Below are 14,944 nucleotides of genomic sequence, written 5' to 3' on the forward strand. Positions count from 1 at the left end.
ATTTTAGATTTTAGATTTTAGATTTTAGATTTTAGATTAAAGAATTGAAGAATTGGCTCCACCGATGAATCGGGAAGCTTGAACTAGGGTCTCAAATTTTTAGTCGTGATTCTGGTGAGTTAGAAGAGTGTTATTTTATATAAAAAAAACAATCTGCTGACGCACCCTACAAGTTAGTTATTAATTTTCAATGGTTCTGACAGTGCTTCAGCCACAGCTTTTAAACTGCTGGAATGCCTCGCCATCATGGCATGGGCGAATACGGACAATTTTACTTCTTTGGCAGCCGATATTTGGGAACTAGAAGCCGGTACGATGATGAAATCCCAATCTGTCCAAATCGAAGTAAAATTGAGCTTTTCCAACAATGCAGCATCTCGATTTAAATCTTCCAGAAAAGCACTGCCCGGACGCATTTGGATGCAGCCTTTTCCCCAGAGAGTGTAAGCCATCCAAGTACCGCTGTGAGGAGAAGATATGGCAATAAAGCGCTGCACTCGGTTAATGCCGCCTAACCTTTGCACGTAGTAGCGAGTTACTAAACCGCCCATGCTCAATCCTACTATATCTAGATGCTGTTCGGGCGCAAAGGTTTTGTCTATATAATCTGCTATTTGTTGGGCTAATTCGTCTATGCTGGCGTTGCCCCAATGGGGCGAGAGATTGAGGGTGTAGACTGACCATCCCAGTTGGGTGAGGTAGGCAGACATTTTGTAAAAAATTCCCGATTTTCTGAATATTCCGTGAATGAGCAAAACTGGGTTGCGGCTGAAATGGCTATTCATTTTTAAGTGGGAATTTTATTTTGAATAGGTGCTTTTAGTTCTTCAACTAATGCGTTAATACTTTGGGACTCGGTCACCATTTGGCGGTGCAGCAAAACGTTGACTTTAACTTCTTTGCCTACTGGTAGTTGGGAGCTGTTCGACGGTACAATCATTATGTCAAATGGCGTCCACATTGATGTGAAGTTTATGCGTTTGAGCATTGTCACATCTTGATTCAAATCGCGCAGCAAGCCACTATCGGGGCGCATATCCAGGTATCCTGGTAGGCGTAGGGAATAGGCGGTGAGGGTGCCGTTGTGAGGGGAAGAGATGGTGATGAAACGCTGTACGCGGTTCATTCCTCCGAGCCGCTGGACGTAGTAGCGGCTGACGATGCCGCCCATGCTGTAGCCTACTATGTCTAAAGATTGTTCTGGATCGAAGGTTTCACTGATGTAGTCTGCGAGTTGCTTGGCCAGTAAGTCGAGCCCGAGGCTGCCGTCGTTGGGGGTGAGGTTGAGGCTGTGGACTGACCATCCGAGTTGGGTGAGGCGGGCGGACATTTTGCTGAAAATAATCTTTGTGTCCCAGATGCCGTGTATCAGGATGACGGGATTTCGATCGAGCGAACTGTTCATTTTGCTGGAAAATTGCTTGCTGATTACAGCATAAATCACTCCCCTAGGGAGTTTTACCGCTACTAGGACAGCTAGCGAATCGGATCGGCAATTAGTAGGAATCGCTAACAAATTCTGAGATTATTGTAAATAAGTACAAAGCAGTGCTGGTATTTATACCTAAAATTTGCTTTGATGAGGTAGCTTAAATACAGCACAATGTAAATTTTGATTAAGAAATATAGACAAAAGTTGCCTTACCTCGTAGTCTAACTTTGTTGACAAGCTTGTACAAATTTCTCTAAAAGAACAAAAGGAGTAAGTGTAATGTTTGGTTTTATCAAAAATTTCTTCGGCGGTATTTTCGGCTTTCTCGGCAGACTGTTGGGCTTTAAAAAGTCTGAATATTTCCTAGATTTGGGCGAATCTGGAGCGAAGGAACCAGCAAAAGTTGAGCCTGCCAAGGCTGAGCCTGTTGTTGCCAAGAAGGCTGAGCCTGTTGCGAGCGCACCGGCAAAAGTTGAGCCTGTTAAGTCTCAGAAGTCAGAACCGACTAAGAAGGCTAAGGTAGAGAAAAAGTCTAAGAAAGAAAAGGAACCAGTCGCTAGCGTTCCTGCTAATAATGCGGAACCCGCTAAGATACCTGCTGCTGCTGCAACTAACGGGAAAGCGCCGAGTCAAGCTGAACCTATTCGGACTTTTGCTCCTAATAATTTAATGCCGACACCAACTGGAAGTCGTCGGAGCCCGGGCCCCAGCATGAACAATTTCCGGGAAATGGCTCGTCAGGTGAAAACGAAGTAGGAAAGTGGGAATTGATAATAGGGAATTGGGCATTGGATAATTCCAAATGCTGGCGTTAAAATTAAAAAAAAGGCATTACTCATTTTTAATTTTAACTCTTTGTTCTATTCCCTATTTTCTTGGTTTCTGAGGAAGGCTAATCCGCTGTATAGCTGAAAAGCTGGGTCCCAAGGAGTTTCGGATTTGCGATCGACCTCTACATGAGATTCGATCTTGCTCAACATCTGGGTGTAATCGATCGCTGTCTCGGCAAATGAAGTAAATTCTGACCAAACTGTAACGTCAAGCTGTTGGTCAAGTATTTCAAGTAAGCGATTCCAGTTAATTCTGGTGGTACTTTGAGGGATTTGTTGAGATTTTTGGGAACGGGATTTTTGGTTTTTGGGATGGGCTAAACCAGGGATATCTGCTGAAATTTGGGTGAAGTCAACGCCTTGTTGAAATTCGTAACTTTGGTCGGAAATTCGCAGAATGCAGTTTCTGCTGGGAATGTGCAAGTCGCAGATTTGAGCGTAATCTTGCCTGATTTCTCTGTGGCGAAATTGATCCTTTCGCCGGTGGGGCGAGTAGTCCATGATTTCGATGAACATCGGCAACAAGCCTTCTACTCTTTGGGTAACTTCTGACCAGTTAAACTCGATCGCACCGAGTCGTGAGAGTTTATCTTTGCAAACAACGGCTGGGGAAGTGAGAGACTGGAAGTGTTGCACTCGGAAGATTTGGATTTTTTGAATATCGCTTAGGGTTGCCCAAAATACGGGAATGCCGGCGTTGAGGAGTTCTTGACCGTAAATTCGGAGTTCGCCAATGGGACCTGTTTTGTAGAGTCTCCAGCCGCGGCTTTGGATTTGCATCCGGGTTGTGTAGGCGTCGATTTTAAAGATTCTGCTGATATTTTGTACGGCTGCGGGTTTCTTTTCGGGGCTAACTGGTTCGAGGATGAGGAGTCCGGGTTCGAGGTTGCTGGGGTCGTTTTTGGCGGTTTGTATGGCAAGTTGGCGGAGGTTTTGTTGTGCGGTTTCAATCCGTTGAATACCTTGGCGGGTCTGGGAGACTATTTTGGGGTTGGTGATGTCGCGGAGTATTTGTTTGTAGGTTGTTTGGGCTTTTTCGAGGTTGTTGGTGAGTTCGTAGTAGCGGCCGATGTAGTATTGTACCCACGGATTTTCGGGGGATTCTTTTTGCAGTTGTTTGATGAGTTGGGCAGCTTGTTTGTAGTCTTTACTCTCTAGGGCGGCTGCTATTTGGTTGATGTCTGTCATGGCGGTTGCGGGAATGGCGTTGTTTCTATCTTGGCTGATTTTTGGTTGGTTCCGCTACTGGTTAACAACTTTGGCTTTTTTTTTGTTTGGGATTTTGGGCTGTTGGGAAAATTTAAGATTTGGATTTTTTAACCGCAGATGTATGCGGATGAACGCGGATGAACGCGGATTTGTAGAGAGGGATGTTGAGTGGAGGTGAAAATAAATATAAGTTGAAGTTGAGTTGTGGTCGAATGCTCTGCTTTTGAGGTCGATCGTAATAGATTGACCTGTCGGTCCTTGAAATGTGTGTTGTCGGGATTGGCCGTCTTTGAGGGTTCCCCGCTGCTTGAGGATGGAAAGGGAGGTGAGTTTTGGGCGATCGACATTGCTCAATTTTAAGCCGTAATTTGTGACGGGGGCCGGGCGGGCCATTTCTTTCTCTGACTAGGATTATAAAGGCTGTTTTGTTGTTGGGGTCTCGGGCTATTTTTTCAATAAATTGGGTTTGTATTTGTTTTTCTGTTAGAGGTTTAGGTTGGTTGAAGTTTGGTTTTGAGATACAGAAAAGCACTGCTGCGTCTTGATAGCGGGCTGGGTAGAACCAGTAGTTTTGACCGTTAGCTGTAAAATCAGAGTTGTTAAATAGAGTAAATCTTTTTTTTTGGGAGACTTTTTGCAGCGACCGTATTTTATGATTTTTTTACCGCAGATGAACGCTGATTAACGCGGATGAAGCCAAAGGTAGAGGCGATTTGTGGATATTACTACTTCTCAAAGGCTGCTCCAACTAAAGACAAAGCCACAATGGGTGCTGTCACCGCTCTCAGAATTCTACTACCCAAAGAAACAGCTTCAAAACCTAATTCGATCGCCCTTTCCACCTCACCCTCAGTCCATCCACCCTCCGGCCCAACAGCAATCACAATCGATAATTCTCCCCCCTCTTGCTCCCCCCTTATTAAGGGGGGCTGGGGGGGATCGAATTCTTGCTCCCCCCTTATTAAGGGGGGCTGGGGGGGATCGAAACTAGCAATCAAACAATCCCACAAATGCCGATTTTCCCCGCGAGCCACACAAATAAATCGATGTTTTTGACCGCAATCTTTGACAGCAATATCAAAGGAAACAGGCTCTAAAATTGTCGGCACAATTTGACGTTCCGACTGTTCCGCCGCCTCCGCAGCAATTCTTTTCCACCGATCGACCTTCTGAGAACTCGGTTTGAGCAACGTTCGATCGCTCGTCACCGGCACTATACTTGCCACCCCCAATTCCGCCGCCTGTCTGACAACCTCATCAAAGCCGTTTCCTTTGGGCAAGGCTGCCATCAAAGCTACTTCAACGGGTAGCTCCCTGTTCTCCGCAATCTCCTCTGCTATTGAGGCAAATAACCCGGTTTCCCGCACTTCGAGGACGGCTGACCACCAATGTCCTCGGCCGTCCATCGCAATAAATCGATCGCCGGCTTGCAAACGTAGCACTCGATTTAAATAATGCTGCTGTTCTCTAGTTAAGTCGATTTTGCGATCGCAAATTTGAGTGGCAGTAACTGCTAATCTTTGTAATTGAGCCATTGGATTTTGGATTGCTTTTTATTTAATATATTTTTTTATTTAACCGCAGAGAACGCAGAGAACGCAGAGGAAGAGAGGAAGAGAGGAGATAGGTTTTTGGTTTGTAACTTCATACCTCTTTTATTCTTTCAGTCCTTCTCTGCTAGGATTTCGTTTATATAGGATCGGTTTCTACCGCAGATTTTTATCTCTGAATAAATAAAGCGGTTATGAATTAATAAAGGCAAAGCATCTACAACTGGAATTATCTTACAAATTCAAGTTTTTTTCTGCAAATGCTCTGCCTTTATATTACTTTTGCCAGAAGTCTATTGAATCCAATCGAAAATCACAAATCGATAATCGAAAATCGGCTTATTTTTCCTCCTTAATCTTCTTTAAATAAGTGGAAATCGCCTCTGTAGCTAGCTGTGTAATCGGCTTGCCCTGACGGGCTGCTTCTTCCTTGAGCTCGTTGTAGATTTCATCGCGGACGCTAATTCGACGGCGGACTTTGCCACCGCTAGCAGTGGCAGTCTCGTTGCCGTCATCGTTACTAGACGTAACTTCTAATTCATTAATCTCAGTTGTCATCGAGTCAGCAGATTGGTAGTTGGTTACAAATTGACGGATAGATTCTAACCCGACGCGATCGCAAAAATTGCCAAAACTCTCGCTCAGTTGCCGTTTTTGCTTGAAATAAACAAAAATCGGCTCCAGAAAAGCTTCAAAATCCTTGACGTGCAGCTTTTCCTCAATTGCTTTTGCCAGCCGCGTTTGCGAGGGTGAACCGCCCAGCCAAATCTGGTAGGATTCCGGCGAACTCCCGACAAACCCCAATTCTGCCATATAAGGGCGGGCGCATCCATTTGGGCAACCAGTCATCCGCACCACCAAATGCTCGTCTTCCAAGCCGACTTTGGTCAAAAGTGCGCGAATCCGCTCTAAAATACTCGGCATCACGCGCTCAGATTCGGTAATCGCCAGCCCGCAAGTCGGCATTGCCGGACACGCCATCCCATAGCGCTCTAAGGGGTCGAGGGCAGTTTCCGACTGAATGCCACATCGATCGAGTATTCCCTGAATTTCCTGTTTGATATCCGGCGAAATATCGTAAATCAGCACGTTTTGGTGTGGCGTCGCCCGTACCGGCAAGTTGTACTTCTGCACAATTTCCCGCAAAGCCGTTTTTAGCTGAAATGAACCTTCATCCTTGATCCGGCCATTATCCACAGAAATGCCGACAAACAACTTGCCGTCTCCTTGTTCGTGCCAGCCCAAGAAATCCACATACTTCCACTCAGGCAGCGGTTTAAAGGCTTCTAGCGGCTTGCCAAAATATTCGGCTACTTTTTCGCGGAACCACTCTACACCTTTGTCGTTAATCAGGTACTTTAGCCGCGCGTGCCGTCTGTCTGTGCGATCGCCAAAATCTCTTTGGGTTGCTACAATTGCCTTGACCAAATCGTAAACATCATCCTTGGCAACATAGCAAATCTCATCAGCAACCCGCGCAAAAGTTTCTTCTTTATTGTGAGTACGGCCCAAACCGCCGCCAGCAAACACGTCAAAACCTTGCAACTCGCCAGCTTCATTGGTAATTACCACCAAGCTCAAATCCTGAGAGTACAAGTCAATTGAATTGTCTCCGGGCACGGTAACGGAGCACTTGAACTTCCGCGGCATATAATGGCTGCCGTAAATCGGTTCTTCTTTGTCGCTAAAGATTGTGCCGTTGCCGTTTTTCTGTCTCGCGGCCTTGACTGCTGGGTCTTCCTCGGCCGAAACAGCTTTTTCGCCGTCCAACCAAATTTCATAATAAGCGCCGGTTTGCGGTGTCAGCAAATCGGCGACATTGTTAGCGTATTGCAGCGCATACTTGTATTCTGGGCGATTTTTGTACGGTGCTGGCGGTGCCATGACGTTGCGGTTCAAGTCGCCGCAAGCTCCCAAGGTTGACCCCATATTTTTAATAATTGAGGAAAACACTGCTTTAAGATTTTTTTTCAACACCCCGTGCAGTTGGAAACCTTGGCGCGTTGTGACGCGGATCGTGTGGTTGCCGTATTCTTCAGATAGCTTGTCTAAGGCTAAGTATAATTGCGGCGGAGTGAACCCGCCGGGATTGCGGGTGCGGAGCATGAACTGATAGTCTTTTTCTTGTCCTTTAACTCGATTGTCGCGGTTGTCTTGCTGGTACGAACCGTGAAATTTGAGAATCTGAATCCCGTCTTCGGTGAAGTGGGTAGTTTCTTGTAACACTTCAGTAGCAACGGGTTCTCGTAAGTAGTTGCTCCGTTCTTTCAGACCTTCTGATTTAGAGGGCTTGCGCGCAACTGGGGTTGAAATGGAAGATGTGATCATGGGAATGTGTAGTGCCAGTTATAATTAGTTGACACTCCCCGGCCTGCGAGGCGTGGGGATTCTTAATTCATCGACTGACCTTTAAGCGCTATGTCCTTTCGGCACTTCTTAAACCTTTCAACCGTACAAAATACCAATTGACGAGTTCAACTCACAGCCACCCCAGAGGGTCTATCTCCAAAAGCGTACTAGGATATGAACCTAGAGTTCGGGTATGCCCTACCCTACTTAACAAATGAACCAAATTATTTTTTTCTGGTAAAAAGAATGCGTTGATTCTCTAGCTGTTTTAAGAGTATTCGCTGCTCTGTGTCCAACAATTTATGCCTAAAAGTGTGTCTTAACTGTTTCACTTGAGGCAAAGGAGTTTAACCTTGACTGTTGTAGTATACTACAAATACCAGGAATTCCCTGATTTTTAGGAATGGATTTAAGAAATTAAAGCCGGCCACTGAAGAAGGGGTTTTAAACCCAATTTCCAGATAAAGCCGATCGAATATTTCTTGACAATTTGACACTTGACAAATTTGCACTTGACAAATGTCCTCAGAAATGCTGTGTCGGATCAGTTGAGAACTCGGTTAACAACTAAGTTAATAACGGTAATCCGCTCGGAATTCTGATGGTGCTTAATTGTAACACGATCGAACCCGGGCTGAAAAGTTGTAATCCAAAGTTTATACTTTCGATCGCTTAACTTCACGAAACTTTAGAAATAATTCACCTCAACCTTTGAAACTATGTCACTGTATGACGAAGACACCTTTGTGGTCTTAGAAACAAACCAGTCAGAGCAGTTTTTGACTGCGGCGGAACTGTTAGAAAAGCTGAAAGCCGTGTTAACCCAGGAACACGAAGATTTGCCGCAGGACGTGCAGAAAATATCTGGCGTGGAAGCTCAAGCCAAGTATTTAATTGATACTTATTGTGAATTAGATGTCGGACCGGGAAAATTTTTGCAGTGGTACGCTGTGCGTCTAGAAAAGTAATTTTGAGAATGCCAAACTGCGAATTGGGCACTTATACTGAGTGTAGTCGAAGTATCGGGCATCGGAAACTCGGAATTGGTAACAGTTAGTAGTTAACAGTCAACAATTCTTCAATTCTTCAATCGAAAATCCAAAATCTAAAATCTAAAATCGGTTAATCTTCTAACTGTTGAACCGATGATACTTCAACTGCGGTAACATCGATCGTACCGGGCGGTGTCAAGCGGCTAAAATGACCTTGCTCTATTTTCAGAGGTTCGCCGCAGTTGGCACACTGAAACTGAGTTTGATTTAAAGCTGTAAATTCGTATTGACAAACTGGACAATTGTCCTGAATTAAATTGCGTTTCAGCCACCACTGAAGCGCGAAAAATGCGACTACAGGTGTCAGCAGCAAAAAAGCTACTACAATCAACAATGATTTAACTACCCAACCCAAACCAATTGACACCAACAAACACGCGATGCCCAGCAGTATCAGCCAATTGCTAATACGGGGTAGTTTTAAAGAGATTTTGGGGGTGCCTTGGTTCACGGTGGTCTCCTTGGGTGTCTTTGCAGGTAGGCCTAACTCTATCCTACTCAGAAATTCAGGCGGTCGATCGAGTTAATTTTCCCATTGTACACCCAGAAACCGCTCTCTACGGCATAAGTTTATCTGAGTCAGAGGGTTGAAAAATTCCTTGTAAGGATTGACAAAGGGATTCAAAACTAAATCTTGCCAGAGTTTGTTCCCTCAACCAGCGCCGATCGCACCTTTTATCCTCCCCTCGCAGCATTTCCACACAAGCAACCGCTACTGCTGCTGAATCTCGGTGGGGAACTCGCCATCCCAGTTTACCATCTTGCAGCGGATCGGCTGACCCGTCCGCGTCCCCCGCCAGCACGGGTACTCCGCAAGCCAGCGCTTCCAAATAAACTATACCGAACCCTTCCTGGGAGGGCATTACATAAGCATCGGCCAACTGGTAATGTTCTGCTAAATTTTCTGTCGGTACAAAACCCGCAAATATTACTCTTTCGGTAACTCCCAAATCATCAGCCAGTTTGGCTAATCTAGAGCGATCGTCTCCTCTGCCAATAACTAAGTATTTCACATTCGGAAAAGTTTTGGCTATTTGCGGCAAAGCTTGAATGGTGACATCAACGCCTTTGTAAATATCGCTCGATCGCAATCTGGATACAGTCATCAATATTTTAGCACCAACCAAATTATACTGCTCTAATAAATCCTGTGGCTTGGGCACAGTCGTAAATATATTTACATCTACCGTACAAGGCACTATTTGGAACTTTTCGGGATTTAAGTTGTTAATTTCGCAAGTGCGATCGCGCGTGTACCTGCTAATAGTCCAAATACTTTCAGCTTTGCTCATTGCTGTTTGATATTTGGGCCCCAGCGGTTCCCACACTTCCTTGCCGTAAGTTAAAATTGTGTAGGGAATTCCCAAGGGTTGGCACAGAATTTGAATTAGCGGTGCGAGTTTGATGTGACCGCAAAAAACCCGCAGCGGTCGTTTTTGCAGCAAGCGACTTAGTAATACTGTAGCAAACTTAAGACGGCCAAACCCGGCATTCTCGGTTTTGAAGTAATAAAATTTAAGATTTTTTGACTCGTAAGGATTGTTGCAGTCTTCGGAATCTCGCAACAGCAAAACTTCAGCTTGTGGCGGCGAGTTTGTCCCTGCGGTTATGGACAGGTAAGCTTTGAGAATGTCTTTAACGTAGGATTGAATGCCGCCTTCGCTGGCAAATATTTCTAGGAAACAGAACACGTAATTTGCCGATCGCATCTCATATTTACCCATTCACAGCGCAGACAATTATTGCAGTATAGTAGACCTCTTGCAAAAGTCCTTTTCATAAATTTATTGGACGGGTTCTTCGGCCCATCCCACAAGAAAAAATAACTCTTGTGGGATGGGCATCTTGCCCGTCCTAGTTATTTTTGCAAGAGGTATAGTGATTTTGCGGGTCCGGGCGATCGCCATTATCCAGAGCTTTTAAACCATGTCACGATCGCTGTAATTGCAGGTTTTACAGGCAAATATTTGACTCCCCTACTCTCACCGTTGGTTTTGAGCGACTATCTGCTTTTTTACTAGGGCTTTTTAACGGGCTGCATCGGTGAGTGCGAGACTTTTTTTGCAGTTTACTATAATCTACCGTAATTGACTGTAAACTTAATGATATTTTACAATATCCTACCCCAAGCAAAATTTAAGATTTATTAAGTTGGCGCGGCGCGTCCGACCCGACTGCGGATTAGCATATCGGTGCCGATCGAGGATATCGCATTTTTAGTCTTTGGTAAAAGTATTGTCTATCCAAAGATAGATATAGAGCCTGTTTTTAACTGTTATCATCAGCGAATATAGAGAGTTAAATTCAATATGACTCTGCCAGCTTTTAAAAGCAAATTCTGAAAGATTTTGTCGAAAATATTCTCCTAAAAATTTGTCACGCATTGCAAAAAAATAATGCTCATAAAGCATTAAAAAAATCAATATCGTTGATTATTTGGGCATCGAGGAGATAGTTTGAATATTCATATCTTTTCGGTTAACAAAAGTAGTCTGGCGAGCCTAGTGAAAATTTTTACGAGCATAAAATAAACACGATCTCGTACAATCATGTACAAAGAAAAGCCGCTCACCTAAAACATTAGGTATTCGAGCTTAAACCTAACAAAGCTAATGTTAGGTTGGCAACGTCATATTTACGAGCGACTCTCTCCAAACCAGCCTTCATTGGAGTTTGAGGTGAAACGAGTAACGATCGCACTAAGTCTTTTTAGTCTACTCAGCAGCACTCTGGCAAGTTGCACCGCAGCTTCCCAGAACGCTCAAAACAGCACACAACCAAGCAACTCCGAACTTTCATCAGTTGCTGTAGCAGTCCGCGACCTCGGCAATCCATTTTTCGTACAAGTTGGCAAAGGCGCTGAGGCCGAAGCCAAGAAAATCGGCGGTGCAAACGTGAGGACAACTCTCGTTTCCAGCGGCGACGATTTAAATCAGCAATTCAATCAAATCGAAAACTTTATTGCCTCTAATGTCGGCATGATTGTACTCAATGCTGCGGACACCAAAGGCATTGCACCCGCTGTCGAAAAAGCCAAGCAAGCCGGAATTCCGATAATTGCAGTTGATACCGCCGCCGAGGGAGGCGTTGATGCCACAGTTACTTCAAATAACGTGCAAGCTGGCGAAGTAAGCTGTCAATATATAGCCGATCGCTTGAAAGGAAAAGGCAGCGTTGTGATTATCAACGGGCCTCCCGTCGCTTCAGTCGTCGAGCGAGTTCAGGGTTGCCAGAGTGTCTTCTCCAAATATCCCGATCTCAAAGTTCTTTCCAAAGATCAGAACGCAGAAGGCAGCCGCGATGGCGGGTTGAGAGTTATGAGCGATTTGCTTACTTCCTTCCCAAAAATTGATGCTGTTTTTGCAATTAATGACCCCTGTGCCATTGGTGCAGAATTAGCCGCCAAACAGGCACAAAGAAGCGAGTTCTTTATTGTGGGAGTCGATGGTGCACCTGAAGCTTTAGATGCCCTCAAGCAGAACAACAGTCTCTTTGTGGCTACAGCAGCTCAAGATCCATTTCGCATGGCAGCCAAGGCAGTTGAAGTCGGGAACGACATTCGGAAAGGAAACAAGCCAGCCAATCCAAACATTCTGATTCCAGTCGCGCTGATTACTCGCGAAAACGTCCATCAACATAAAGGCTGGACAAGTGAGTGACCTTCTTCGTATCAAGTTAAGACTAAAACCCTTGAGGAATCCCGTTTTTCCCCGAGTCTAGATCCCCCTAAATCCCCCTTAAGAAGGGGGACTTTGAGAAGAATCTTCTCCCCCCCTTAAGAAGCTAGGGGGGATCTAAGTTTAATAGTCAAGCAGATTTTCTTACGGTATTTGCGATGGTAAATAGCACTCAAGATTCAATTAAAACTAAGCCCGTCCTCGAAATGCAAGGTATTAAAAAAACCTTTAACAGTTTTGTAGCCTTGCACGATGTAAATATCACCGTTTACCCGGGCGAAGTCCACGCCCTCATGGGGGAAAACGGCGCGGGTAAAAGTACGCTGATGAAAATTCTGGCGGGAGCCTACATAGCCGATGCAGGCGAAATCAGAATTGACGGCAAAGCTGTTAAGATGACAGACCCCGGTCAAGCCAGAGATTTAGGGATAGCGATTATTTATCAAGAACTCAATCTCGCCCCCAATCTGACAGTTGCTGAAAACATTTTTATGGGCAGCGAGATCAAGAAAGGAGGTACATTTATAGACCAAGATGAAATGCGGCGTAGGGCCGCTGAGGTATTACAAAACCTCGATGCAAATTTTGAGGCTGGAGACCTAGTTTCGACACTTTCAATTGCCGAACAGCAGCAAGTGGAAATAGCTAGGGCGCTCAAAGACAACAGCCGAATTTTAGTGATGGACGAGCCGACCGCCGCGCTTTCAGACCGCGAAACAGATAAGCTTTTTGAAGTGGTTCGCCGCTTGCGGAGTGAGGGCATTGCTATTATTTATATCAGCCACAGAATGGCAGAAATTTATGCCCTGGCCGATCGCGTGAGCGTCATCCGAGATGGCGGGTATATTGGCTCTCTTGAAAAGCACGAAATTTCGGCCGAACGCCTGGTGGAAATGATGGTGGGTCGTTCTTTACAGGATTTGTACGAAAACAAGCATCAAATAACACCTGGTGCAGTTGTTCTTGAGGTAACAAATTTAAGCGACGGCCACAAAGTAAAGCCTGCCACTTTTCAACTTCATGCGGGCGAAATTCTAGGTTTAGCGGGTTTAGTTGGCGCTGGCAGAACAGAACTTGCCCGCCTGATTTTTGGTGCAGATCGAAAGATAAGCGGTGAAGTTAAACTCGAAAATCGTCCTCTCAATGTCTCGACACCCAATGAAGCAATGGCCGCCGGAATTGCTTACGTGCCAGAAGATCGCAAGGCTCTCGGACTATTTTTGGAGGCAAGTTCGGGTGAGAATATCACCATGAATGTCCTCGATCGAGAAGCAAAAGCTGGCATTATTAACTCAAATTTTTTGTTGAAAGTTGTCAATGATGCTATTGATAATTTGCAGATTCGCCTTGCAAGTCCGAGCATCAGGGCAATGGATCTTTCTGGGGGAAATCAGCAGAAGTTGCTGCTAGCGCGTTGGTTGGCTATCAACCCAAAGGTACTTTTGCTAGATGAACCGACGCGGGGTGTGGACATTGGCGCAAAAAGCGAAATTTATCGAATTATTAGCGATTTGGCAGCCAAAGGTGTAGCTATTTTGATGATTTCCAGCGAACTGCCGGAAATTGTGGGAATGAGCGATCGCGTCTTAGTGATGCGATCGGGAAGCCTCGTCGGTGAAGTAGGCGGCTCGACTGGGGAAAAGATTACGCAAGAAAACATTATGGCTTATGCCACTGGTGCAAAAGAGGTAGTAAAATCATGAGTCAAACGCAAACAAAAACCAGCAGAAGTTCAGGGAGCGATCGGCAGAAAACAAGTAAAGCTCAAGCTTGGAAAAATTTCATCCAAGTTGCCGGTATCCTGCCGATTTTGGTGGCTATCTGTGTAATTTTTTCTCTGGTAACGCCCAACTTTCTTTCCGTAGGAAATTTGATAAATGTCATTCGGCAAGCATCGATCAATATTGTCCTAGCTACTGGCATGACTTTTGTGATTTTGACTGGCGGAATTGACCTTTCAGTCGGGTCAATTTTGGGCGTGACGGCAGTTGTCGGGGTGCTGGTTTCCTTAGTTCCTGGTCTGGGTTGGTTTGCCGTACCGGCTGCGTTAATAGCCGGAGTCTTTTTGGGATTGCTTAACGGTTCGCTAGTTGCCTATTTAGGTTTGCCTCCGTTCATCGTCACCCTCGGTTCTTACACAGCTTTGCGGGGAGTTGCTTATTTAGTCGCTAACGGCACTACCGTTATCAATAGAGATCTGAATTTTGCTTGGATAGGTAACAATTATGTCGGCCCAATTCCCTGGTTGGTTATTATCGCTTTCCTCGCAGTTTTAGCCAGTTGGTTTGTTTTGCGGCGGACTGTTCTCGGGAGGCATATTTACGCCGTGGGAGGCAACATTCGGGCAGCACGATTGACGGGTATTAAGGTGAGTCGGGTGCTGTTATTTGTCTATGGCGTCAGTGGGTTGCTTTCTGGTTTAGGTGGAATTATGAGCGCGTCGCGCCTCTACAGTGCGACGGGGATGTTGGGGCAAGGCTACGAATTAGATGCGATCGCTGCTGTAATTTTGGGAGGAACGAGTTTCACAGGTGGAATTGGCACTATTTGGGGTACTTTGCTCGGAGCTTTAATTATTGCCCTGCTCAACAATGGACTAACTCTCATGAATGTGTCTTTCTTCTGGCAGTTAGTTGTCAAAGGTCTGGTGATAATTATCGCAGTGACGATTGACAAAGTTCGCACCGGTTCAAGCGCAGCGTAGGGGAAGCCAACCCCCTCCAGCCCCCCCAAGGGGGAAAAGGAAGAAGGAAGTTCGGCAAAGGATTCTGTAACGAATTTAACGGATGTAACAGAGATATTGCACCTTTCTCAATTACTTGTTTAGGAACGGGCAAGATGCCCG

General features: G+C 45.3%; 13 protein-coding genes. 5 read left to right on the top strand and 8 right to left on the bottom strand.

The genetic code is table 11. The features are described 5' to 3' along the window. Positions 1 to 173: 173 nt before the first annotated feature. A complete protein-coding gene (locus QUB61_RS14120; RefSeq protein ID WP_333122844.1) occupies positions 174 to 785 on the bottom strand; it encodes an alpha/beta fold hydrolase in 612 nt (203 codons plus the stop codon). A 2-nt stretch (positions 786 to 787) separates the two neighbouring features. Then, a complete protein-coding gene (locus tag QUB61_RS14125; protein WP_333122848.1) occupies positions 788 to 1,405 on the bottom strand; it encodes an alpha/beta fold hydrolase in 618 nt (205 codons plus the stop codon). Positions 1,406 to 1,711: 306 nt separating this feature from the next. Here QUB61_RS14125 and QUB61_RS14130 point away from each other — a divergent pair, with 306 nt between their 5' ends. Next, complete coding sequence (locus QUB61_RS14130; protein ID WP_333122851.1) at positions 1,712 to 2,188, top strand: hypothetical protein; 477 nt, start codon at positions 1,712 to 1,714, stop codon at positions 2,186 to 2,188. A gap of 104 nt (positions 2,189 to 2,292) precedes the next feature. On the opposite strand, the gene QUB61_RS14135 is transcribed toward QUB61_RS14130, so the two are convergent. From QUB61_RS14135 to sir, 4 genes are all read right to left on the bottom strand, one after another. Beyond that, complete coding sequence (locus QUB61_RS14135) at positions 2,293 to 3,450, bottom strand: tetratricopeptide repeat protein (protein WP_333122853.1); 1,158 nt, start codon at positions 3,448 to 3,450, stop codon at positions 2,293 to 2,295. 54 nt (positions 3,451 to 3,504) lie between these two features. Then, the gene (locus QUB61_RS14140; RefSeq protein ID WP_333122857.1) at positions 3,505 to 3,864 is read right to left on the bottom strand and encodes a hypothetical protein; all 360 of its coding nucleotides are present in this window, start codon (positions 3,862 to 3,864) and stop codon (positions 3,505 to 3,507) included. 332 nt (positions 3,865 to 4,196) lie between these two features. After that, the gene (locus QUB61_RS14145) at positions 4,197 to 5,006 is read right to left on the bottom strand and encodes a 16S rRNA (uracil(1498)-N(3))-methyltransferase (protein ID WP_333122859.1); all 810 of its coding nucleotides are present in this window, start codon (positions 5,004 to 5,006) and stop codon (positions 4,197 to 4,199) included. A 354-nt stretch (positions 5,007 to 5,360) separates the two neighbouring features. Then, a complete protein-coding gene (gene sir / locus QUB61_RS14150; RefSeq protein ID WP_333122861.1) occupies positions 5,361 to 7,349 on the bottom strand; it encodes a sulfite reductase, ferredoxin dependent in 1,989 nt (662 codons plus the stop codon). A gap of 740 nt (positions 7,350 to 8,089) precedes the next feature. Between sir and QUB61_RS14155 the strand changes: the two genes are divergently transcribed. Further along, positions 8,090 to 8,338 (top strand): chlororespiratory reduction protein 7, encoded by a 249-nt coding sequence (locus QUB61_RS14155; protein WP_333122863.1) that lies wholly within the window; start codon positions 8,090 to 8,092, stop codon positions 8,336 to 8,338. A gap of 154 nt (positions 8,339 to 8,492) precedes the next feature. Here QUB61_RS14155 and QUB61_RS14160 read toward each other — a convergent pair whose 3' ends face one another. Beyond that, entirely contained in the window at positions 8,493 to 8,873 is a 381-nt protein-coding gene (locus tag QUB61_RS14160) for a hypothetical protein (RefSeq protein ID WP_333122865.1), read from the bottom strand. 106 nt (positions 8,874 to 8,979) lie between these two features. Beyond that, positions 8,980 to 10,146: a glycosyltransferase family 4 protein gene (locus QUB61_RS14165; protein WP_333122868.1), complete on the bottom strand. Its 1,167-nt coding sequence runs from the start codon at positions 10,144 to 10,146 to the stop codon at positions 8,980 to 8,982. An 888-nt stretch (positions 10,147 to 11,034) separates the two neighbouring features. Between QUB61_RS14165 and QUB61_RS14170 the strand changes: the two genes are divergently transcribed. From QUB61_RS14170 to QUB61_RS14180, 3 genes are all read left to right on the top strand, one after another. Then, positions 11,035 to 12,081, top strand: coding sequence for an ABC transporter substrate-binding protein (locus QUB61_RS14170; protein WP_333122870.1), 1,047 nt, complete (start codon positions 11,035 to 11,037; stop codon positions 12,079 to 12,081). A 176-nt stretch (positions 12,082 to 12,257) separates the two neighbouring features. Further along, positions 12,258 to 13,802: a sugar ABC transporter ATP-binding protein gene (locus QUB61_RS14175; RefSeq protein ID WP_333122873.1), complete on the top strand. Its 1,545-nt coding sequence runs from the start codon at positions 12,258 to 12,260 to the stop codon at positions 13,800 to 13,802. Then, on the top strand, positions 13,799 to 14,803 hold the full coding sequence (locus QUB61_RS14180; RefSeq protein ID WP_333122876.1) for an ABC transporter permease subunit: 1,005 nt from the start codon (positions 13,799 to 13,801) through the stop codon (positions 14,801 to 14,803). Before QUB61_RS14175 ends, QUB61_RS14180 begins: the two co-directional genes overlap by 4 nt. Positions 14,804 to 14,944 lie beyond the last annotated feature (141 nt).

The sequence above is a fragment of the Microcoleus sp. C2D2 genome (genome assembly GCF_036702495.1).
GTDB lineage: Bacteria > Cyanobacteriota > Cyanobacteriia > Cyanobacteriales > Microcoleaceae > Microcoleus.

Bases quoted from the DNA above. Each gene is read 5' to 3' on its own strand.
- QUB61_RS14120 (WP_333122844.1), bottom strand. From the start codon at position 785: ATGAATAGCCATTTCAGCCGCAACCCAGTTTTGCTCATTCACGGAATA.
- QUB61_RS14125 (WP_333122848.1), bottom strand. From the start codon at position 1,405: ATGAACAGTTCGCTCGATCGAAATCCCGTCATCCTGATACACGGCATC.
- QUB61_RS14130 (WP_333122851.1), top strand. From the start codon at position 1,712: ATGTTTGGTTTTATCAAAAATTTCTTCGGCGGTATTTTCGGCTTTCTC.
- QUB61_RS14135 (WP_333122853.1), bottom strand. From the start codon at position 3,450: ATGACAGACATCAACCAAATAGCAGCCGCCCTAGAGAGTAAAGACTAC.
- QUB61_RS14140 (WP_333122857.1), bottom strand. From the start codon at position 3,864: ATGGCCCGCCCGGCCCCCGTCACAAATTACGGCTTAAAATTGAGCAAT.
- QUB61_RS14145 (WP_333122859.1), bottom strand. From the start codon at position 5,006: ATGGCTCAATTACAAAGATTAGCAGTTACTGCCACTCAAATTTGCGAT.
- sir (WP_333122861.1), bottom strand. From the start codon at position 7,349: ATGATCACATCTTCCATTTCAACCCCAGTTGCGCGCAAGCCCTCTAAA.
- QUB61_RS14155 (WP_333122863.1), top strand. From the start codon at position 8,090: ATGTCACTGTATGACGAAGACACCTTTGTGGTCTTAGAAACAAACCAG.
- QUB61_RS14165 (WP_333122868.1), bottom strand. From the start codon at position 10,146: ATGGGTAAATATGAGATGCGATCGGCAAATTACGTGTTCTGTTTCCTA.
- QUB61_RS14170 (WP_333122870.1), top strand. From the start codon at position 11,035: ATGTTAGGTTGGCAACGTCATATTTACGAGCGACTCTCTCCAAACCAG.
- QUB61_RS14175 (WP_333122873.1), top strand. From the start codon at position 12,258: ATGGTAAATAGCACTCAAGATTCAATTAAAACTAAGCCCGTCCTCGAA.
- QUB61_RS14180 (WP_333122876.1), top strand. From the start codon at position 13,799: ATGAGTCAAACGCAAACAAAAACCAGCAGAAGTTCAGGGAGCGATCGG.